Here is a 20,311-nt window from a genome sequence, read left to right as displayed (position 1 = left end):
CACCGCTCCCGGACAGGTCGTGGTCATTGCTCCAGATCCGGAGGACCTGCCGTGCTGCACGGCGGACGGGCCACCGGGACCAACTGGGCGGGTTCTTCGTTGAAGCGGGTCACACCGTGCGGCCCCGGCCGTCAGCTGTCCGTCCCGGGCCGCCGGCCGTAGCTCTCAGCACCCCTTCGACACACCGGTAGTTGACCGACTGCCGGGCATACGCACATTCCGCGCACCGGCACAGGCGAACCTCGGCGCTGCCGCCAAACCGCCGGGCGAGTTCGTGAGCGGAATATCAGCGCCGGCGACCGCCAGGTCGGGCGATCCCTTCGGCACGCCGACATGTCCTCTTCGGGCCTGGGAACGCAGCGGCGCCCGGACAGCGCGCAGCAACTCCACCAGGGAAGTCCGGACCACGCAGCGATTCCCTTCCACGACCACGGATCAGGGCTGGCTGTCCTTCAGGGCCAGGCCCATGTCGCCCAGCCTGGCCTTGATCTCGTCGATCGACTTCGCACCGAAGTTGCGGATGTCGAGCAGGTCGGCCTCGGAGCGGGCGACGAGCTCACTCACGGAGTGGATGCCCTCACGCTTGAGGCAGTTGTACGACCGAACGGTGAGCTCGAGCTCCTCGATCGGCATCACCAGCTCGGCGGCGAGGGCGGCGTCCGTCGGGGACGGGCCCATGTCGATGCCCTCGGCGTCGATGTTGAGCTCGCGCGCCAGACCGAACAGCTCGACCAGGGTCTTACCGGCCGACGCCATGGCGTCACGGGGACGCATGGCCTGCTTGGTCTCGACGTCGACGATCAGCTTGTCGAAGTCGGTGCGCTGCTCGACACGCGTCGCCTCGACCTTGTACGTGACCTTGAGAACGGGCGAGTAGATCGAGTCGACCGGGATGCGCCCGATCTCCTGACCGACCTGCTTGTTCTGCACGGCGGAGACGTAACCGCGACCGCGCTCGACGGTCAGCTCCATCTCCAGCTTGCCCTTGCCGTTGAGCGTGGCGAGGACGAGGTCGGGGTTGTGCACCTCGACACCGGCCCGCAGGTAGATGTCGGCTGCGGTGACCAGACCCGGGCCCTGCTTGCGCAGGTACACCACAACCGGCTCGTCGTGCTCCGAGGAGACGACCAGCTGCTTGATGTTGAGGATCAGGTCGGTGACATCCTCCCTGACGCCCGGCACGGTGGTGAACTCGTGCAGGACACCGTCGATCCCGATGCTGGTGACAGCGGCACCGGGGATCGAGGAGAGGAGCGTACGACGGAGCGAGTTGCCGAGGGTGTAGCCGAAGCCCGGCTCCAGCGGCTCGATCACGAACCGGGAACGGAACTCGTCGACGACCTCTTCGGTCAACGAGGGACGCTGAGCGATCAGCACAGGGTGTTGCCTCCAGTGGTTTGGCGCCGCTGCGTGAAGCCGCGGACGTTACGACGCTCGCATCTGTTCCTTCTTGCCTCCCTCCTTGTCCGCGCCGTCAGCGAGCCGATGACGATGACGTGACTGCACCGGTGCGCCCGCACAGACCGGTCGTCGCCCCGACCCGGCCCGGATGTCCGTCACCGCACCCATCGGTACCACCGGCATCCAGGACAGCACGGTCCGGCTCGATGCCGGCTTCCTGCCGTTCATGACGTACTCGACGGTCGCAGTACTACGAGAGCGGCCCCGCGCCTCTCCATGCCTCCCCCTCCCTACCTTTAGACTATGCAAAGGTTAGTGGTGCACTGCTTTCAACCTCAACCTTTTACCGGATTGAAGCCGAAGGCCGGTGTTTCCCATGGAGGGCGGCCATGACGCGCGAAAACGCCACACCCCGCCGGCCCGCCTCCCCAGCGGATGGGGGCGCCTGGTCGCGCGGCTACCAATCCTCCTCCCCACGTGGGACTGGAGCCCTCTTCGGAAAGCGGCGGCTTCTGCTCCGCGTCGGCTGTGTCAGCGGCCTGGACCGCATGGTGGTCCTGGAGTCGGTGGCCTGCGATCCCAACGCCTGCACCTGGATCGAAGCCTCCGGGTTCGGGTCACAGGCCGACTGGTACCGGTATCCCCGCGAGCAGTCGAAGACCCTCCGCCGCCTCAGCAACAGCCCGCACGCCGTCACCGCCGACTTCTTTTCTCCCAGAGAAGGCGCCGAGATCATGGCCGCGTACACACACCGGCAACCCCGGACAGCCCGCCGCCTCTGCGCGTGCATGGGCCTGCCGAGCCCGGAGACCGCCGCCCAACGCGCAGAGCGATCGCAGGTGACTCCACGGTCCCTCCGGGGAGAGGCTCCGGGACAGAGCCTCTCCGTCGGCCTGCCCCAGACCACCGCCGACAGCGGCGGCCGGATGACGACGCGATTGTCCACACGGCCGCCGTCGTGGGCATCGCTTCGCCCGCGGTGCGGGGTGTCCGGACCGTCCGCGGGCTGCCGGGCCAGAAGGCCCTCGACGACATGGGACGGAGCACCGTACGCCACAGGAACGGAGGCGTCGCCGCTTCTGTCTGGGGGGGCCGTCCACGCGCAGGGATAAGGAGACGTGCGCGCCCTCCGCGATGACCTCCGCTTCCACGCGCCCGGCACCTCACTGGCGGCGACGTACGGCATGTCCGTCGTACCCGTCCCGTCTGCTGTCGCGGCACGGTATCGGTCAGTCCTCGGCGCCCGCCCGGGCCGTCCTTCGTGCTGCTCCCGCGCCGGGATCAGCTGGCACCCGATCCTCCCCGCCGGACCGTCCCGTCACCGCGTCCCGTCACCGCGTCCGGCCACTGCCGCATCCCACGGCACTGCGGCGGTTCGAGGATCCACCGCCGCAGGCGGGCCCTGCATACACGTCCCATGTGTTCCCGTGCGCCCCGGAGACACAGGTGGTAGCCGGCCGCGAGCCCGGACTGACCACCGCCACCGATCACCACCAGCGTGCGCTGCTCGCTCACTACGAGGTGAAGATGGAGTCGGCGGTCTGAGGGCAGCACTCCGTATGAGCACGGTGGGCCGCGGCGCAGACACCGCATAGCAGTCGGCGTACCGGCGGCTCGATGGCCATCAGCTCTCCCGCGAAGCAGCCGTCAGTTGCCGGTCGTCGCTGAACTTCCGTCGCCAGGCCAGGGATACGTACACGAGTGCGATAAGGACCGGCACCTCGATGAGCGGGCCGACGACACCCGACAGCGCCTGTCCGGAGGTGACGCCGAAGGTGGCGATGGCTACCGCGATGGCCAGCTCGAAGTTGTTGCCGGCCGCCGTGAAGGCGAGCGTCGCCGTACGGTCGTACGCGAGGCCGATCACCTTGCCGAGGGCGAAGGTACCGAACCACATGACCGCGAAGTACACGAGCAGCGGAAGCGCGATGCGGACCACGTCCAGCGGCTGGGAGGTGATCGTCTTTCCCTGCAGGGCGAAGAGGATGACGATCGTGAAGAGCAGGCCGTACAGGGCCCAGGGGCCGATCTTCGGGAGGAAGCCGGACTCGTACTTCTCGCGGCCGAGCTTCTTCTCTCCGATGCGACGGGTCAGGAAGCCTGCCAGGAGGGGGACGCCGAGGAAGATGACGACGTTCAGGGCGATCTTCCACATGGAGATGTCGAGGTGCTCGCCGTCGCCGAGGCCGAGCCAGCCGGGCAGCAGATCGAGGTAGAACCAGCCGAGCAGGCCGAACGCCAGAACCTGGAAGACCGAGTTGAGCGCGACAAGCACCGCGGCGGCTTCGCGGTCACCGCAGGCGAGGTCGTTCCAGATGATGACCATTGCGATGCAGCGGGCGAGCCCGACGATGATCAGGCCGGTGCGGTACTCGGGCAGGTCCGGCAGGAAGATCCAGGCGAGCGCGAACATGATCGCGGGGCCGATGATCCAGTTGATGACCAGTGACGAGGCCATGAGCCTCCGGTCGCCGGTGACGGCGTCGAGCTTGTCGTATCGGACTTTGGCCAGGACCGGGTACATCATGATCAGCAAGCCGACGGCGATGGGCAGTGAGATGCCGCCGATCTCGACCTTGGCGAGGGCGTCGTTCAGGCCGGGGATGAGCCTGCCGAGGCCCAGACCGAGGGCCATGGCGGCGAGGATCCAGACGGCGAGGAAGCGGTCGAGCGTCGACAGCTTCGCGACGACTGAGGGCTCCCCGGCGGTGGTCGTGGGTGCTTCGGCGGGAGTCACGGACAGGCCCTCTTGTTGTCGGCGGCGTTGCGAGCGGACTCGGCCAGGTCGGCGAACCGACCGGCGAGGGATGCGATGACGTCCGGGCGGATCTTGTAGTACGTGTAGCGGCCGCACGGCTCCGTCTCGACGACGCCGGCCTCGCGCAGCACTTTCAGATGGTTGGAGAGGTTGGTCTGCCGAGCACCGGTCTCCTCCACGAGGTGGGTGGTGCACAGCGTCTCTTTGGCGAGCAGAGTCACGATTTGCAGCCTGAGCGGGTCCGCCAGAACCCGGATCAGGTCAGTGTCGACTGACGTCATCATGTACTGATACTTTCATATCAGTGGTGGCTGACACCACCAGGCACTGAAGTCAGTCGCGCCTGATGTCTTCGCGAGACAAGAGAGACACCCTGATGTCCGACAAGCCCTCCGTGCTGTTCGTCTGCGTCCACAACGCAGGCCGATCCCAGATGGCCGCCGCGTGGCTGACCCACCTGGCCGGGGACCGCGTCGAGGTCCGCTCCGCCGGATCCAACCCGGGCGCCGACGTCAACCCGGCCGCGGTCGAGGCCATGCGCGAGGTCGGCATCGACATCTCCGCCGAGGTGCCGAAGATGCTCACCGTGGACGCGGTCAAGGAGTCGGACGTCTGCATCACGATGGGCTGCGGCGACACCTGCCCCGTCTTCCCCGGCAAGCGATATCTGGACTGGCAGCTCGACGACCCGGCCGGCCAGGGCGTCGAGGCCGTTCGCCCGATCCGGGACGAGATCAAGCTGCTGGTCGAGGGCCTCATCAAGGAGATCGCGCCGGGGCCGCAGGCATGAGCACCAGTACGGACGTCCGCGAGGTCATCGTCATCGATTCGGGCCCCTCGGGTTACACCGCCGCGCTCAAGGACGTCCTCAAGAGCGGCAAGCCCGTCCTCGTCGATTTCTGGGCACCCTGGTGTGGCCCGTGCCGCCAGATCGCACCGTCCCTGGAGGCGATAGCGGCCGAGCACGGCGACGCGATCGAGGTCGTCAAGCTGAACATCGACGAGAACCCCGCGATCGCCCAGAAGTACGGCGTGACGTCCATCGCTGCAATCAAGCACCGCAGCAACAAACCGAGCAATGCCCCGTACCGAACCGTAAGTGACGGACAGCAGTCGGGCGATTATTCAAGTAATCGTCACTCCGATTCGACCCGCATTCGACCCCGCACCCGACCACACAAAGAAAAAAGGGCCTGAGCTGCATAGATACAGCGCCAGGGAATCAATCATTACTTCCACGAGTACACGGTGATCACGCCCGGCTCCTCCACGCGCGGTGCCCGTCGCATCGTCACCGGTGAGGAAGTCCGGGAGGACTACTACACATCGGACCACTACGCCTCGTTCAAGCTGGTCAACTACAGCTGCTGACAGGCACGTTCAGGAACTCTCGCCCCGCGGACCCCCCACTTCTCCCGGCCGCGGGGCGAGTGGCCTGGCCGCGTACGTGATGCGCACGACGCCGTCCGCGTGTCTCTCCGTCCCGCCCTGTACGCCGAAGACCTCGCGCAGCAGCTGCGGCGTCAGAACCTCCAGGACCGGACCCGCCGCCACCACCGCGCCCTCGTGGAGCACGACGAGACGGTCGCAGAGCCGGGCGGCCAGGTCGAGGTCGTGCAGGACCGCCAGGGTGGTGATCCCCGTGCTGCGGATGAGGTCGAGCAGTTCGAACCGGGCGCGGATGTCCAGGTGGTTGGTGAGTTCGTCCAGGACCAGCAGGCGTGGCTGCTGGGCGAGCGCGCGGGCCAGCAGGACACGCTGGCGTTCGCCGCCGGACAGGGTGGCGTAGTCCCGGTCCGCGAAGGGCCCGACCCCGCAGCGGTCGACCGCCTCGGCCACCGCCCGGTGGTCCTCGGTGCCGTCCCTGTCCAGCAGACCGTGGTGGGGCGTCCGGCCGAGGGCGACGATCTCGGTCACCTTCAGGCCGGTCGTCGTGGCGGCGTCCTGGAGCACGGCCGCGGTGCGGCGGGCGGCCGTCCTGGACGACAGCTCCCAGACGTCGTCGCCGCCCACCCGGACCACTCCCCCGGCGGGCCGCAGCGAGCGGTAGACCGTGCGCAACAGGGTCGATTTGCCACTGCCGTTGGGGCCCACGAGCCCGACGACGTCGCCCGGGGCGGCCTCCAGGCTCGCCTCGCGGAGGATCGGCTCGCGGTCCAGGGTGACGCGGAGTCGGTCGACGGTCAGTTTCATGCGCTGTCCAGGCTCGTGCTGCGGCGCAGCAGCCACAGGAAGAACGGGGCGCCGAGCAGGGCGGTGAGGATGCCGAGCGGCAGTTCGTTCGGGCGGGTGAGGGTGCGGGAGAGCAGGTCGACGGCCACGAGGTAGACCGCGCCGAGGAGCGCGGTCAGGGGCAGCAGTCTGCGGTGATCGGCCCCCGTGGTGAGCCGGACCAGGTGCGGGATCATCAGGCCGACGAAGCCGACCCCGCCCGCGACCGCGATGACGGTGCCGGTGAGCAGTGCGCTGATCACCAGAAGGACGGCGCGCAGCCGGTCGACGTCCACGCCGAGAGCGGTGGCGGACTCGTCACCGGCCAGCAGGGCGTTGAGCCGCCGCCCGAACAGGGTGAGCAGGACGGTGCTCGCCAGGACCACCGCGGTGACGGTGGGCAGTTGGTCCCACTGGGCGCCCGCGACGCTGCCGAGCATCCAGAACATCACCGTACGCAGTTCGGTGGGGGTCGCCAGCAACTGGACGAAGCTGGTCAGCGACAGCAGGACGTACCCGACCGCGACCCCGGCCAGGACGAGCCGGGTGGGGGCCAGTCGGCCGCGACGCCGCCCGAGGGCGAAGACCAGGGCCCCTGCCGCCAGTGCGCCGACGAACGCCGCGCCGGACACCCCCAGTCCGCCCAGTCCACCGAGGGCGGCACCGCCGAGGGTGATGACCAGCACGGCGCCCAGGGAGGCCCCGTACGAGAAGCCCAGCACGACGGGGTCGGCGAGCGGGTTGGAGACCAGGGTCTGGAGGACCGCGCCCGCGACGGCGAGTCCCGCGCCGACCAGGGCCGCCAGGGCGACGCGGGGTGCTCGGAACGTCCACACGATCTGGTCCAGCCCCGGGTCGCCGGTGGCTCCGCGGCCGGTGGCGTGGTGCAGGAGGACCGACCAGACGTCGGCCAGGGGGATGTTCACCGCGCCGATGCTCACCGCCACCACCATGACGGCGACGAGGAGGACCAGCAGTCCGACGGCCGCGAACGACACCCGCACGCGGCCGGGGAGGGGCTTCAGAACCTGTCGGGGTGGAGCATCCCGGCGATCTTCGCGACGGCCAGGTCGTTGCTCGGGCCCAGGTACATCGAGTCCGACAGGGCCACGTACGTGTTGTTCTTCGCGGCCGGCCACTGGGGGAACTCCTTCAGCAGTTTCCTGGCGTACGCCGCCGGGTTCGGGTCGTTGTAGCCGATGACGACGAGCGCGTCGACGTCGGTGGCCGCCACCTTCTCCTTGCTCAGGTCGGCGAAGGAGGTCCTGGACGCCGACTCGAAGGCGTTGCCGCCGCCCGCCTTGGCGAGGATGTCGTTGTAGATGCCCTTGGCGACGACCGAGCTGAAGTCGTTGCCGCCCATGGCCATGTTGGAGAAGAGGACCATGACCTGGGGCCGCTTCTCGCCCTTCACCTTGGCGGAGACGCCGGCGATGGTCTTCCGCGAGGCGGCGATCAGCTGCTCGGCCCGGTCGCTCCTGCCGAAGACTCTGCCCATGTCCCGCAGGAGGGTGTAGCTGTCCGCGATCGTCATCTTCGAGGTGTCCTGGTCGCAGCCCTGCGGGGAGACGTAGGTGGCCGCTCCCACGTCCTTGAGCTGCTCGCGGGTGGCGAAGCCGTTCTTCTCGTCGAAGCCGTAGGAGGTCGTGGACAGCACCAGGTCGGGGCGCAGGCCGATCATCGCCTCGCGCGGGACGTCGTAGGCGTCGTTGAGCTTGACGCCTCCGTCGGGGAGGCCCTTGATGGCCTCGGCCCGGCCCTCGACCTCGGACCTCCCGTACGTCTGCTGGTTGGCGACGATGCGGTCGCCGAGGCCGAGGGCGAGCAGGGTGGAGACCTCCGCCACCGAGGCGCCGTTCATGACGACCACGCGGCTGGGTGCCTCGGTGAACTTCTGGGGCGACCCGCAGTTGTCGAGGGTCACCGGGTAGCCCGACTTCGCCGCGGCGGCTGACGCCTCGCCCGCGGCGCCTGTCTTCTCCGTCGCGTCGGCGCAGGCCGTCGTGACCAGACAGAGTGCGCCGGCCAGGGCGACGGCGACCGGCCGTTTCTTCGACATGCGGGGCTCCTTGCTTCATGGGCGATACGTGGGTGATGTGTGGGCGGTACAGGGGCGGTGCGCGGGTGGTTCGGCCGCGTACGGCGCTGTTGCAGTAGTCGGAGAAGGGAACTCGTGAGTTCCCGTGCGCCCGCGACTACTTCGCCGGTGGGGGCAGAAGTCCGCCGGTGACGCAGTGGTCGAGGTAGCGGAAGACGAGGGCCCGGTCGACGGGCGGGTATGTGATGCCGCTGCCGCGCAGTCCGTTGCGCACGTTGTCCGAGCGAATGCGGCCCAGCCGGAGGTCCGCTCCGGTGGGCTCCGCGTCCCGGGAGTCGAAGAAGGCGAGCGTGGTCGCCGCCGCCGAGGCCGAACCGCCGGCCGTGTGCGCGGAGCGCGCCAGTTCGGTGCGCCACCTGGCCGTGGTCATGCGGCGCAGCGGGTAGCCGTACTCCTCCAGCCAGTCGTACAGGTCGTCCAGGCGTACCGGGTCGGTGGCCGCGTGGTTGAAGACGGTGGCGTTTGGGGGCTGTTGTACGAGGCTGAGGTGGACGAGGGCCTTGGCCACGTGGTCGACGGGTGTCCAGGTCTCCTCCTCGAACAGGTCGGGGACGAGGCCCGCGGGCACTCCCGCGCGCAGCACGCTCCACAGGAAGTCCCGTTCGTTCACGTAACCGGTGGTGTACGGGCCGACGACCCGGCCGAGCCGGTGCACGGTGACGGGCAGGCCTCTCTCCGCGGCCTGTTCCAGCAGGCGTTCGGCCGCCCACTTCGACTGCTGGTAGCCGGATCCGAGTCCGAGGTGCGGCGGGAGGAAGGCCTCCGGTACTTCGGGGCTGAGCGCGCGTGACGGGGCGACCGAGAGGGTCGACACATGGTGGAGGGGGGTCGAGCGGGCCGCCGCCATGCGCAGGAGGTCCCTGGTGGATTCGGTGTTGGCGGCGCGGAGCGTGGCGTACTCGCGCAGGATGCTGACGGTCGCCGCGTTGTGGAAGATCGCCCGGCAGGTACGGCCCAGTTCCTCGAAGAGGGCTTCACCGAGGCCCAGTCGGGGGCGGGTGAGATCCGAGGGGATCGCGGTGACGCGCCGCAGCGCCGGGTCCGGAAGGTGGATCCGGTGGACCTTCAGTGCCTCCTGGATACGGGCGGTGGCCTCGGCGGCGGTCCGGGCCCGGACGGTGCAGACGACCTCCGGGCCCACGCCCGTACTCAAGTCGGTACCCGTGCCCGTCAGGAGTTCGGCCAGCAGGTGCACGCCGACGAAGCCGGTGGCGCCGGTCAGGAGGATCCGGTCGGATGTGTGTCCTGCCCGGGGTCCGTGACCGGGCCGGGGCCGGATGTCCGGGTCGAGGACGGTGTCCGCGAGCAGGGTGGCCGGAAGGCGGGCGGCGGCGGACGGCTCCCGGACCAGCACTGCCCGCTGCGCCTGTTGCCGCAGGAAACCCGCCAGCCCGGCGGGGGTCGGGTGCTGGAAGAGCCAGGCGACCTTCACCTCCCGGTGGAGTTCGGTACCGAGGCGGCCCGCGACCTGGATGGCCTGGAGGGACTGGGCGCCCAGGTCGAACACGTCGTCCCGCGCGGTGAGGGCGGTGACGCCCAGAACCCGTTGCCAGGTGTCGGCGACGGTCCGCTCCAACGCGCTGTCCGACACGGCCTCGTACGCGCCCTGTGTGCCGTCGGCCGTGCCCGCCCGCACGCCTGGGCCGGACACCCTCCGCAGCAGCGCCTCCCGGTCGGTCTTCCCCGAGCCGGTACGAGGCACGTGGTCCAGGAACTCGACGGCGGAGGGGATCATCGCGCCGGGGAGCGTCGCCCGGAGATGGTCCCTGAGCAGGGTCGCCGCCGGGGGCGGGCCGTCCGGGACGACGAAGGCGACCAGACGGCGGGCCCCGTCCTCCCGTACCTGTCCCACCACGGCGGTGTCGCGGACCGCCGGATGGGAGAGAAGCGCGTTCTCCACCTCGGCGGGGTGCACACGGTGACCGCTGATCTTGAACTCCGCGTCCGACCGGCCCAGATACCGCAACTGCCCGTCGTCGCCGAGCCGTACCAGGTCACCGGTGCGGTAGGCGCGGGGTGCGCCGGGGAGCCGGTCGAGCGGGGCGAAGCGGGACGCGTCCGGTGGCCGGGCGCCCCGGTAGCCGAGTGCCAGGTTGTCGCCCAGGAGGTGGAGTTCACCGTCGACGACGGCGGCGCGGGTGCCGGGGAGCGGCCGTCCGATGGGGACGTCCCCCGCCGCGAGGGACGCGTCGTGCAGGTCGGCGACGGTGGCGACCACGGTCGCCTCGGTGGGCCCGTAGGTGTTCAGCAGCCGCACCGAGGTGCCGACCGCCTTGCGCCAGCGGTCGACCCGTTCGGGCAGGGCGGCCTCCCCGCCGATCACGACGGTACGTATCCCGGCGGGCAGAGCCGGGGCGTCGGCGGAGCCGGCCGACAGCGCGTGGGCCAGCTCGTGCCAGTAGGCGGTGGGCAGGTCGAGGAAGGTGATCCGCAGCCGTGCGCAGGCGTTCAGGAAGCCGGGGACGGAGTCGGTCATGTCCTCGTCGCGGATGACGAGTGTGGCGCCCCGGCACAGGGTGAGGAAGACCTCCTCAACGCTCGTGTCGAAGTGCAGGGGGGCGAACTGCAGGACGCGGTCGTCCTGTTGGAGGCCGTAGCGGTGGGTGGCGGCGGCGACGAAGTGCGCGAGGGCGCGGTGGCCGATCTCCACGCCCTTGGGGCGCCCGGTGGAGCCCGAGGTGTGCAGGACGTAGGCGAGGTCGTCCGGCGTGGGTGCGGAGGGCTGCCGGGCGCCGGGGCCGTGGTGCGGCTCCTCCCGTGCCGGTTCGGTGGTCAGGACGAGCGCGGGGCGGGCGTCGTCCAGCAGTTCCGCCCTGCGTGCCGGAGTCGCCGTCGGGTCGAGCGGGCAGTAGGCGGCTCCGGAGAGCAGGACACCGAGGACGGTGGTGACGGCGTCCATGCCGCGCGGCAGGACGACGGCCACCAGGTCACCGGGGCCGATCCCCCGGGCGGTCAGCCGACGGGCGGTCAGCCGTGCCGAGTCGAGCAGTCGCGCGTAGGTGAGGGTTCGCCCGGCATGCTCGACGGCTACGGATCCGCCGCGCCGGCAGGCGTGTTCGGCGATCAGGTCGAGGACCGGGCGGGCGGGGGCGGGCAACGGACCGCCGTCCAGGACCTGGAGGGCGGCGGGGGCACGTGGGGCGCCGAGCGCCGCGTGGGGAGCGGCGAGCGCCTGGTCGAGCAGGAGGAGCAAACCTTCGTGGAACGCGGAGAGGGCGGCCTCGTCGTAGAGGTCGGGGTGGGCGTCCACCGCGATGCGCGGTCCCCCGCCCTCGGCGCGGTCGTACACGTTGACGGAGAGATCGTCGACCGGGCCCGCCGAGACGTTGTGGACGGTGCTGGGATGTCCGGCGAAACTCAGGTCGTACGCGAAGGGCATGATGTTGACGCCCGGCCCGGACAGCCGGCGCTGTCCGCCGACGAGCTTGAGGTCCCGTCGCAGCCGCTCGTAGCGGTAGCGCTGGTGCGGCAGGCCCGCCCGCAGTTCGGCGGAGATCCGCAGGGCCAGGTCGCGCACGCTGTCCGACGGGGAGACGGCGACGCGCAGGGGCAGGATGTTGCGGACCATGCAGGGCACGCGCAGGGCGACGGAGCCGAGCCGGCCCATCGTGGGCAGGCTGAGGACGATCTCCGGTGCGCCGGTCGCGCGGTGCAGTTGCGCGGCCGTCACGGCCAGCAGGATCTCCGACCAGGTGACCTTCAGCTCGCGGGCGACCGTGCGCAGGGCCTTCGTCCGGGCCGCGCCGAGATCGGCCGCCCGGCGGTGGAAGGTGCGGGCGGGCAGCGCGGTGCGGCCGGCCGGGGTGGCCACCGGTGGACGGTCCGCGAACCGGTCCGTCCAGTAGGCGCGGTCCTCGGCGAAGCGGGGCGAGTGCAGGTAGGCGCGTTCCTCGTCCCGTACGGCGGACAGGGTGCCGAAGCCGCTGTCGCCCGTCGGCTCGCCCTTCGCCAGGGCGGTGTAGACCTGGGCGACGCGGCGGGCGACGAGCGACAGGCCGAAGCCGTCGAGGGCGATGTGGTGCACCCGGTGGTACCAGAGGTGTTCCTCCGGTGCGACGCGCAGCAGGGCGTGGCCGAAGAGCGGACCGTGTGCGAGGTCGACGGGGCGGGCCATGTCCGTGTCGATCCAGGCCAGGGCGGTCGCGTACGGGTCGGGCGCGGCGGTGAGGTCGGCGGTGTGCAGCCGCCAGTTCCCGGCCGGGGTGTCCCGCTGCCGTGGGCGGCCGTCCGCGGCGACCGCGAAGGAGACGTTCAGGGCGGGGGTCTCGGCCACGACCTGGTGCAGGGCGGAGTCGAAGAGGGCCGGGTCCACCGGTCCGGCGATGCGCACGTACTCGGCCGTGTTGTACGCGGGGCTGTCGACGTCGAGTTGCTGGCCGGTCCAGATGGCCTCCTGGGCGGCGAGCAGCGCGTGGCCGCACGTCACGGCGTCGTCATGCGCCGGCACGGTCCGCTCCCTCCTGGCGTGCGGAGAGCAGGTGCCACCACTGGGCGAACGAGGTGCACTCGGCGAGTTCTACGAAGTTCACGTCGACGCCGGTCTCGCGCCAGCGTTCGATGAGGGTGACGATGCGCAGGGAGTCGAGGCCCGCGAGGAGGGGGCTCTCTTCGAGGTCGACGTCGTCGGGCCGCTGGTAGAGGAATTCCGCCAGGTCCGCGCGGAAACCCTCCAGGGTGAGGGGAGCAGGCATGTGGTCTCTCTCGTTGGCGCGTCGGGCTGTGCCGCGGTCAGTTGACCTTGCGGGCGGAGGCGCTCCAGAAGCGGTCGCGCAGTTCCCGGCGCAGGATCTTGCCGCTGGGGTTGCGCGGGACGCTGTCGATCAGTTCGTAGCGGGCCGGCAGCTTGAAGCCCGCGAGCCGCGGCACGAGGAAGGTGTGCAGGTCCCGGGGTGTGGGAGGCCGGTCGGGGACGGGGACGACGAAGGCGTGCACATACTCGCCCCACCGTTCGTCCGGGGCGCCGACGACGACGGCCTCGGCGACGCCCGGGTGGGCTTCCAGGGCGTTCTCGATCTCGGCGGGGTAGACGTTCTCGCCGGCGACGAGGACGGCGTCCTTGATGCGGTCCCGGATGACGACGTATCCGTCCTCGTCGAGGTATCCGGCGTCCCCGGTGTGGATCCAGCCGTCGACCAGGACCTCCGCGGTCTTCTCGGGCAGTCCCCAGTACTCGACCATGTGCGCGGGCGTGGCCAGACAGACCTCTCCGACCGCGCCCGGGGGCAGTTCGCGCCCCTCGCCGTCGATCACCTTGGCGCGCACGCCCGGGTAGGGCCGGCCGGCCGCCTGCAGGAGCGGACCGCCGGCTGCATGGGCGGCCGGTGGCAGGCACACCGCGGTGTTGCCGGTCTCGGTGAGGCCGTAGATCTGGGCGAACTCGCAGCCCACGACGGTGAGGCTCTCCTCCAGGAGTGCCTCGGAGATCGGGGAGCCGCCGTAGACGACCTTGCGCAGGGTGGTGAAGTCCCTTGCACCGACGCCGGGTTCACCGAGCATCATGCGGAGCATGGCGGGCACGACGCAGGCGGTGGTGATGCCGAGGTCCCGGATCAGGTCGACGGCCGCGCGGGCGTCGAAGGCGCGCATCGCGACGACGGTCGTCCCCGCGTTGAAGTTCTGGGTGGCCCACCACAGGCCGCCGACGTGGAACCCGGGGATGCCGATCAGCGCGATGTCGCCGGTACGCCAGTCGATCCAGTCCAGCCCCTCGCTCGCCAGGGCGTCCCGGATCGCGAAGAAACTGCGGTGGGCGAGGACGACGCCCTTGGGCAGTCCGGTGGTGCCGCTGGTGTAGAGCTGGGCGACCGGGGTGTCGGGCGTGATGTGCGGCGCGGGCTCGGTGTCCGGGCGAGTGTCCAGGTCGGTGTCCGGGTCGGTGTCCGGGTGGGATGCCTTCCACGCGGGGAAACCGTCGTCCAACGCGACGATCGTGTCGGGAGGCGCGCCCGGCATCCGCTCGACGGTCGGCCCGAACTCGGTCTCCAGGAAGAGCAGTCGGGCGCCCGAGTCCTGAAGGATGTGGCCGACCTCGGGCGGGGCGAGCCGCCAGTTGACGGGCACGAGGACGGTGCCGCTCTTGGCGCACCCGAACAGCACCTCGTAGTAGTGCTCCGACTCCTTGCCCAGGTAGGCGACGCGGTCGCCCGGTCCCAGGCCGGCGGCTCGGAGGGCGCGGGCGATGCGGTTGCTCTCGCCGTGCAGTCGCCCGTACGTCAGGGTGCGGCCCTCGCAGAGCACGGCGGGGGCGGCGGGCCGGTGCTCGGCGTGGAAGCCCGCTGTCCGAACGAGCGTGTGGAGCTGGGGGTGGTGGAGTCTGTCCATGGTCATGCAGCTCCCGTCCCGGGTCGGGGGACGTTGACGAACGCCAGGACCGCCTTGCCGTCGCACCGGCCCGTTTCGGCGTCCCAGTAGCGGTAGACGGTCTCCGCGTGCAGGAAAGGGGAACCGTCGGCCAGGGAGCGGCTGGTGACGGACCGGAATTCCATCTCCCCTGAAAAGGAGCGGGGGTCGACGGGTCGCCGGAAGTTCGCGGCGAAACGGGCGATGAGAATGTCGGGGAGCTGATGCTTCCAGAAATCGTCCAGTGTCCAGGACTCGAACCCCGCCAGCAGCCCCTCTTGCACGGACTTGGCGACGAGGTAATACATCATCTGGTTGTAGCAGATGTTCACCTCGACGGAATTCAGGTGCCCGGTGTCGTCGATGTAGCACGACTCGGGGATCGCGAACTCGCAGCGGGCGGACGCCTGTCCGGCGCCCTCGGAGACGACGACGGCCGACCGCAGGTATCTGCAGTGTTCCTTGTAGGGCGTGAGCACCCGCGCCAACAGGTGCTCGTCCGTGGGGTGCTCGGCGGCGAGGAGGGCGGTCATGCCGCCTCGATTCCGTCGTGCAGTCGGCGTTCGTCGTGCACGGTGACGCGGAAGGAGACGGTGGGCTCGGGGGTGGCCGTGTGCCGGGCGCGGTGGATGAGGCTGCGGTTGTCCCAGACCAGCAGATCGCCCTGCTCGAAACCCTGCAGGTGGACGTTGTCGTGCGCGAAGGTCTCGTCGAGCTGCCCGGTGGCCTCGAACAGGCGCTTGAGCACCTGCTCCTGCTCGTCGAGCGGTTTCCCGGCCCGGTCCTCGATGCCGACGGTGAATCCCTCACTGAGGTAGAGGACGGTCTCGCCGGTCATGGGGTGGGTGAAGGTGGTCGGCTGCGTGACGGCCGGGGTCTTCCGCTCTACCTCCTCGATGATCTCGGAGATCGGCCGGTAGACGTCCTGGGGCCGGATCTTGAAGTACTTGCGCACGGAGTGCCGGCAGTACGTGCCGTCGATCTCCTTCTTGAGTGCCTCGGACAGTCCTTCGTACGCCCGGCCCATGTCGATGAAGTACGTTCCCCGGTTCCCCTCCGGAATCACCTGGGGGTATATCAGGGTGATTCCGAAGGGGTCCGGCATGAACTGGTAATCGGCGTGCCAGAACTTGCCGGTCCTCGGTACGCCTATCTGCTGTCCGTTCTCCGGGACGTTGGAGGAGACGAATATCTCCGTGACCTCCGGGTGGTGGTACATGGGTTCGTAGTAGGTCTCCGGGCGGCCCAGTCGTTTGCCGAGTGCGAGGAAGTCCTGGGGAGAGAGGTGCTGTCCCTTCAGGACGGCGATCTTCTTCGTGTAGACGGCGTTCTTGAGGGCGTCGATGTCGGCGTCGGAGGCGTCGGTGTGGTCGAATCCCTCGACGACCACGCCGATCGCGTCGCCGGGCTGGTCCTGGATGTGCATGGGGTTGCCTTTCCGGGGAGATCGGCCGGGATGCCGGCCGACTGCGTGTGCAAGGTGCTCAGGACGTCGTGCTGTCCGTCGTCCGGTGGCGGGCGAACAGCGCGAGCGCGCCGCAGCCGATGCCCGCCGCCGTGACGAGGACGGCGGTACGGATGCCGTCGAGGAGGGCGGGGCCGGAGGCGTTCTGCCCGATGCCACCGGCGACCGCGACCAGCAGGGCGAGGCCCACGGCTCCGCCGACCTGCAAGGCGGTCGACGCCATGCCGGAGGCGACGCCCTGGTCCCCGGGGGCGACGCCGGCGGACGCGGTGATCCACAGGCCCGTCCAGGCGGCTCCCTGGCCGAGGCCCAGCAGGACGATCCCCGGCAGCAGCGCGGGATATGAGCCGTGCGAGGTCAGCGCCGGAGCCAGTGCCGCGGCTCCGGCAGCACCCAGCGCCATCCCGCCCGCCAGCGTGCGGCGGACGCCGAGGACGGACACGGCCCGCTCGCCTGCCCGCGTACCGACGGCGACCACGAGGGCGGGTACGAGGAAGGCGAGCCCGGTGGCGGCTGCGCCGTATCCCCGGACCGAGCGGAAGTACAGGGTCAGGAAGTACGGGACCGCACTGAAGGTGGCACCGAACAGGGCGGCGCTCCCCATGGCGGTGCGCAGACCGCGGTGGCCGAGCAGCCCGGCCGGTACGAGCGGATCGCGGGACCGGCGCTCCACCACGGCGAAGAGCGTCAGCAACCCGGCGCAGAGCACGGCACTCCCGAGGACCGTGGGCGTCGGCCGGCCCTCGGCGGGCGCCCGCACCAGCACGTACACCAGGAGGGTGATCCCGGCCGTCGCCGACAGCGCACCCGCCGCGTCGAAGTTCCGCGAGCGGTCCCGCGGTCCGTCGGCGGGGAAGAGCAGTCGGCCCGCCACCGCGAGCGCTCCCGCCACGGGCACGTTGACGAAGAACACCGACGGCCAGCCGAACGCCTCCACCAGCACTCCGCCGAGCAGGGATCCGAAGCACAGGCCACCGGCTCCGGCGGCGCCCCAGACCGCGAGAGCACGGTTGCGGTCGCGCCCTTCCGCGTACAGGGTGCCGATGACGGACAGCGTCGCCGGGAACAGCAGAGAACCCCCGATGCCCTGGACCGCCCGGACGGCGACCAGTACGCCGGGTGACTGCGCCAGGCCGCCCACCAGGGACGAGCCCGCGTAGAGCAGCGCCGCGACGACGAACATCCGGCGTCGGCCGAGCAGGTCCGCGGCCCGGCCGCCCAGCAGCAGGAAGCCTCCCGTGGCCACGACGTAGGCGCTCACCACCCACTGCAGGTCGTGGTCGGAGAAGCCCAGCCCGGCGCCGATGTCGGGCAGGGCGACGTACACGATGTTGTAGTCGAGCGAGATGACGAGCTGCCCCAGTGCCAGCACCGCAAGCGGCAGTCCGAGAGGGTTGCGGGGCAGGGGTCCCGTCGGCTCTGTCGCGGGCCTCGTCGGTCGCTTCCGGGGCCTCACTCGTCCCGCACGAGCCGGCGAACCTCGGTCACGAGGGCCCGCAGTGCCCGGCGTTCCGCGACGGTGGTCTCCGGATGCCAGAGGTCGATGAGCAGACAGGTCCGCGGTGCGGTGCCCTCGTTGCGCGCCTCGTGTTCGAAGGAGTAGTCGAAGAGCAGGCATTTCCCCTCCTCCCACGAGCGCGTTTCTCCCGCGACCGTGATGCCGCACCCGTCGGGGATGTCCACGGCGAGATGCAGGTTGATGCTGAAGTTCCACAGGTCGTTATGGGGTTCGATGACGGCGCCGGGCAACAGCGTGGAGAAATGGCATTCCAGGAGGGGGCACAGGATGCCCGTGTCCACGGCGAAGTCCTTCACCACCCGGTGAGCGGTGGGGACGACAGCGGCCGATTCCTCGACCAGGTCGCCTTCCCGGAACAGATAAAGCGCCTTCCAGTTCCGCTGCCGTGTCAGATAGTGCTCGTAGTCCGGGAACGCCTCGCGGCGGGCGGTCCACGCGGAGCCGAACTCCTTCTTGATCAGTTGGCTGTTGGCCTCCAGTTCGCGGACGAAGGGGGCCAGTTCCGCGTAGGCGTGGGGGTCGTGCCAGGGGGTGGGAGAGATTCCCGGCATGACCCACTTGGCCGCCCTCTGCAGTGGATGTCTTTCCTCCCTGCCGGACACGAGCATCTGCTCGACCCGGTCGATCGAATCCTTTCCGAACCCGTCTCTGATCGCGGCGAAGGCGTTCTCTATCTCTGGTGTCACACGGTTCTCCATGTCCCGCGTCCCGGCCCGCCGACGGCCTCTCGCGGTGGCCGGCTTTCCAGGTCTGCGCTTTCATCTCAGTAGTCGGCCGCCGACGCATGGGAGTTCCCGGGAATTCCGGGGAACTCCCATTGATTCGCACGGACTCACACGGACTCACACGGACTCACTGTGAATCACGGGCGATCTCAGCCGGCCGTGGTGGCGGGGAGGCGCGACTGCTCCGCCTGGGCGAGGAGTTCGACGAGAGTCGCGCGGGCCCGTGCCACCCGCGAGCGGATCGTCCCGACGGCGCAGCCGCTCAACGCGGCGGCCTCCTCGTACGCCAGCCCCGCGAGTTGGGTGAGGACGAACGCCTGGCGGCGCTCGGGCGCCAGCGCGTCCAGCAGGTCGAGCAGCGCCACCCCCTCCTCGAAGCCGGGCAGTCCGCTCGGCCGTGCCCGGTCCGCGCAGGTCGTCCAGTCGTCCGTGTCGGCCAGTCGCGGCCGTGCGGCGGCGTACCGCAGGCTGTCGACGACCGTGCGCCGGGCGATGGACAACAGCCAGGTGCGGGCCGAGGAGCGCCCCTCGAACCGGTGCAGGCTGCCCAGCGCCCGTAGGAAGGTGTCCTGCGCCAGGTCGTCGGCGAGCTGGCGGTCGGCGCCGACGTGGGTGAGGTAGCGGACGACGTCGGGGCGCAGGGCGCGCACGAACCGGTCGACGGCATAGGGGTCGCCGCCCCGGGCGGCCAACGCCCAGGCGGTGGCCGACTCGTCGCGCGCCGCCGACGTACCGGGTTCCGCCGACGTACCGGGTTCCGCCGACGTACCGGGTTCCGCCGTCGTACCGGGTTCCGCCGTCGTACCTGGTTCCGCCGTCGCTCGGTGTTCTGCGGTCATAGGGGTCATAGGGGCCATAGGGGTCACCTGTAGGTCCTTCTCGGGTTGCGGGGTCCCGCGCGTCGGCATGCCGATATGGCGACACAGCCACACAGCGACACATCTGCCTGCCGACGCGCGGCATCGCGCTCGGGCGCCGCGAGCGCCACGACCGGGCAGTTGACGGCTTGGGGGCTTGGGGGCTTGGGGGAAGCTGTTCAGGAAGCCGGCTGTCTCAGACGACAGCGGTTCCGATCGGCGGCCCCCGAGAAGTGAACGGGTCGGCGAGGGGCGCCCTGGGTGCCCGCCGAGCCCGCTCGCGCAGCAGCCCCCGGGCCGGCCGGTACGCCGGAACGGACAGGACCTCGGTCGGCAGGCGCAGCGGGGCGGCCAGCCGACCCGCGACGGTCCGCAGCAGACGGAACGCGGCCCGTTCGCCGTGGGCCAGCCACAGACCACTGAGCAGGGCGGCCGACACATGGGCGGCGAGCATGCCGAACGACGACGCACCACCCAAGTCGTGCGCCATGGCCGGGTGATCGAGGTGCGTCATGTGCGCCGCATGCGTCATGTGCGCCGCATGCGTCATGTGCGCCGCATGCGTCATGTGCGCCGCGTCCATGGGCATACCGTTTATGTCGCCGCCCATGGAGTGCCCTATGGAGCCCGTGTCGGCGCCCCCCGGCACCGGCCAGGCCCCCGCCCCCGTCTCCCACCGGGTCCCCGACCGGCCCCAGGAGAAGACCGAGTGGAGAGCGGTCTGGGCGAGGACGGTCGCGATCACCACCAACCAGAGCCCGCGTTCGCGGCCCGCCAGGAACCAGCCGACGGCGCACGTGTCGGCGAACCCGGCGGCCACCGTCCACCGGGGCACGGCGGCACCGGACATCAGCGTGTGCCCGAGCGCGGCGAGCAGCACGCAGACGGCGGCGAACACCGCGGCCCGGATCGTGCGCGCGCCCCACCCGGTGGTCATG

17 protein-coding genes and 1 pseudogene are annotated in these 20,311 nt (G+C 70.4%); 3 read left to right on the top strand and 15 right to left on the bottom strand.

Annotated elements, in window-relative coordinates:
- Nucleotides 1–435: 435 nt before the first annotated feature.
- The 3 genes from K3769_RS37655 to K3769_RS37645 all read right to left on the bottom strand — a co-directional run bounded on the left by K3769_RS37655 (nt 436) and on the right by K3769_RS37645 (nt 4,443).
- Entirely contained in the window at nt 436–1,377 is a 942-nt protein-coding gene (locus tag K3769_RS37655) for a DNA-directed RNA polymerase subunit alpha (RefSeq protein WP_308216443.1), read from the bottom strand.
- A gap of 1,648 nt (nt 1,378–3,025) precedes the next feature.
- Nucleotides 3,026–4,138 carry an ACR3 family arsenite efflux transporter gene (arsB, locus tag K3769_RS37650; RefSeq protein WP_267030697.1) on the bottom strand — a complete coding sequence of 371 codons (1,113 nt, stop codon included), beginning with the start codon at nt 4,136–4,138 and terminating at the stop codon, nt 3,026–3,028.
- A complete protein-coding gene (locus tag K3769_RS37645; RefSeq protein ID WP_267030696.1) occupies nt 4,135–4,443 on the bottom strand; it encodes an ArsR/SmtB family transcription factor in 309 nt (102 codons plus the stop codon). The genes arsB and K3769_RS37645 overlap by 4 nt, the downstream gene beginning before the upstream one ends.
- Nucleotides 4,444–4,535: 92 nt before the next feature.
- Here K3769_RS37645 and K3769_RS37640 point away from each other — a divergent pair, with 92 nt between their 5' ends.
- The 3 genes and pseudogenes from K3769_RS37640 to K3769_RS37630 form a co-directional block, all read left to right on the top strand.
- Entirely contained in the window at nt 4,536–4,949 is a 414-nt protein-coding gene (locus K3769_RS37640; RefSeq protein ID WP_267030695.1) for an arsenate reductase ArsC, read from the top strand.
- The gene (locus K3769_RS37635) at nt 4,946–5,356 is read left to right on the top strand and encodes a thioredoxin family protein (protein WP_267030694.1); all 411 of its coding nucleotides are present in this window, start codon (nt 4,946–4,948) and stop codon (nt 5,354–5,356) included. Before K3769_RS37640 ends, K3769_RS37635 begins: the two co-directional genes overlap by 4 nt.
- A 33-nt stretch (nt 5,357–5,389) precedes the next feature.
- Nucleotides 5,390–5,530 (top strand): annotated as a pseudogene (locus K3769_RS37630) (ribonuclease domain-containing protein); the annotation flags it as partial.
- A gap of 9 nt (nt 5,531–5,539) precedes the next feature.
- Here the strand turns inward: K3769_RS37630 and K3769_RS37625 are convergent.
- The 12 genes from K3769_RS37625 to K3769_RS37570 form a co-directional block, all read right to left on the bottom strand.
- A complete protein-coding gene (locus K3769_RS37625; RefSeq protein ID WP_267030693.1) occupies nt 5,540–6,352 on the bottom strand; it encodes an ABC transporter ATP-binding protein in 813 nt (270 codons plus the stop codon).
- Nucleotides 6,349–7,323: a FecCD family ABC transporter permease gene (locus K3769_RS37620; protein ID WP_267031717.1), complete on the bottom strand. Its 975-nt coding sequence runs from the start codon at nt 7,321–7,323 to the stop codon at nt 6,349–6,351. The genes K3769_RS37625 and K3769_RS37620 overlap by 4 nt, the downstream gene beginning before the upstream one ends.
- Before the next feature lie 68 nt (nt 7,324–7,391).
- The gene (locus K3769_RS37615) at nt 7,392–8,429 is read right to left on the bottom strand and encodes an ABC transporter substrate-binding protein (protein WP_267030692.1); all 1,038 of its coding nucleotides are present in this window, start codon (nt 8,427–8,429) and stop codon (nt 7,392–7,394) included.
- Between the two features lie 136 nt (nt 8,430–8,565).
- A complete protein-coding gene (locus K3769_RS37610; RefSeq protein WP_267030691.1) occupies nt 8,566–12,915 on the bottom strand; it encodes a non-ribosomal peptide synthetase in 4,350 nt (1,449 codons plus the stop codon).
- Entirely contained in the window at nt 12,902–13,159 is a 258-nt protein-coding gene (locus K3769_RS37605; RefSeq protein WP_267030690.1) for a phosphopantetheine-binding protein, read from the bottom strand. The genes K3769_RS37610 and K3769_RS37605 overlap by 14 nt, the downstream gene beginning before the upstream one ends.
- 37 nt (nt 13,160–13,196) lie before the next feature.
- Nucleotides 13,197–14,795 (bottom strand): long-chain-fatty-acid--CoA ligase, encoded by a 1,599-nt coding sequence (locus K3769_RS37600; protein ID WP_267030689.1) that lies wholly within the window; start codon nt 14,793–14,795, stop codon nt 13,197–13,199.
- Complete coding sequence (gene scoD / locus K3769_RS37595) at nt 14,792–15,340, bottom strand: (2E)-enoyl-ACP glycyltransferase (protein WP_267030688.1); 549 nt, start codon at nt 15,338–15,340, stop codon at nt 14,792–14,794. The genes K3769_RS37600 and scoD overlap by 4 nt, the downstream gene beginning before the upstream one ends.
- Complete coding sequence (gene scoE, locus K3769_RS37590; protein WP_267030687.1) at nt 15,337–16,233, bottom strand: (3R)-3-[(carboxymethyl)amino]fatty acid oxygenase/decarboxylase; 897 nt, start codon at nt 16,231–16,233, stop codon at nt 15,337–15,339. The genes scoD and scoE overlap by 4 nt, the downstream gene beginning before the upstream one ends.
- A gap of 58 nt (nt 16,234–16,291) precedes the next feature.
- Entirely contained in the window at nt 16,292–17,656 is a 1,365-nt protein-coding gene (locus K3769_RS37585; protein WP_267031716.1) for an MFS transporter, read from the bottom strand.
- A 68-nt stretch (nt 17,657–17,724) separates the two neighbouring features.
- On the bottom strand, nt 17,725–18,477 hold the full coding sequence (locus K3769_RS37580) for an aspartyl/asparaginyl beta-hydroxylase domain-containing protein (RefSeq protein ID WP_267030686.1): 753 nt from the start codon (nt 18,475–18,477) through the stop codon (nt 17,725–17,727).
- A 188-nt stretch (nt 18,478–18,665) separates the two neighbouring features.
- Complete coding sequence (locus tag K3769_RS37575) at nt 18,666–19,355, bottom strand: sigma-70 family RNA polymerase sigma factor (protein WP_267030685.1); 690 nt, start codon at nt 19,353–19,355, stop codon at nt 18,666–18,668.
- A gap of 214 nt (nt 19,356–19,569) precedes the next feature.
- Entirely contained in the window at nt 19,570–20,310 is a 741-nt protein-coding gene (locus K3769_RS37570; RefSeq protein ID WP_267030684.1) for a hypothetical protein, read from the bottom strand.
- Between the last annotated feature and the right edge of the window lies 1 nt (nt 20,311).

The organism is Streptomyces ortus (assembly GCF_026341275.1).
Classification (GTDB): domain Bacteria; phylum Actinomycetota; class Actinomycetes; order Streptomycetales; family Streptomycetaceae; genus Streptomyces; species Streptomyces ortus.
Note: the sequence above shows the minus strand (reverse complement) of the source record. Positions and strands in the feature narration are given on the sequence as shown.

Bases quoted from the DNA above. Each gene is read 5' to 3' on its own strand.
- K3769_RS37570 (WP_267030684.1), bottom strand. From the start codon at position 20,310: ATGACCACCGGGTGGGGCGCGCGCACGATCCGGGCCGCGGTGTTCGCC.
- K3769_RS37600 (WP_267030689.1), bottom strand. From the start codon at position 14,795: ATGACCATGGACAGACTCCACCACCCCCAGCTCCACACGCTCGTTCGG.
- K3769_RS37605 (WP_267030690.1), bottom strand. From the start codon at position 13,159: ATGCCTGCTCCCCTCACCCTGGAGGGTTTCCGCGCGGACCTGGCGGAA.
- K3769_RS37620 (WP_267031717.1), bottom strand. From the start codon at position 7,323: ATGGTGGTGGCGGTGAGCATCGGCGCGGTGAACATCCCCCTGGCCGAC.
- scoD (WP_267030688.1), bottom strand. From the start codon at position 15,340: ATGACCGCCCTCCTCGCCGCCGAGCACCCCACGGACGAGCACCTGTTG.
- scoE (WP_267030687.1), bottom strand. From the start codon at position 16,233: ATGCACATCCAGGACCAGCCCGGCGACGCGATCGGCGTGGTCGTCGAG.
- K3769_RS37640 (WP_267030695.1), top strand. From the start codon at position 4,536: ATGTCCGACAAGCCCTCCGTGCTGTTCGTCTGCGTCCACAACGCAGGC.
- K3769_RS37615 (WP_267030692.1), bottom strand. From the start codon at position 8,429: ATGTCGAAGAAACGGCCGGTCGCCGTCGCCCTGGCCGGCGCACTCTGT.
- K3769_RS37635 (WP_267030694.1), top strand. From the start codon at position 4,946: ATGAGCACCAGTACGGACGTCCGCGAGGTCATCGTCATCGATTCGGGC.
- K3769_RS37625 (WP_267030693.1), bottom strand. From the start codon at position 6,352: ATGAAACTGACCGTCGACCGACTCCGCGTCACCCTGGACCGCGAGCCG.
- K3769_RS37645 (WP_267030696.1), bottom strand. From the start codon at position 4,443: ATGATGACGTCAGTCGACACTGACCTGATCCGGGTTCTGGCGGACCCG.
- K3769_RS37575 (WP_267030685.1), bottom strand. From the start codon at position 19,355: ATGACCGCAGAACACCGAGCGACGGCGGAACCAGGTACGACGGCGGAA.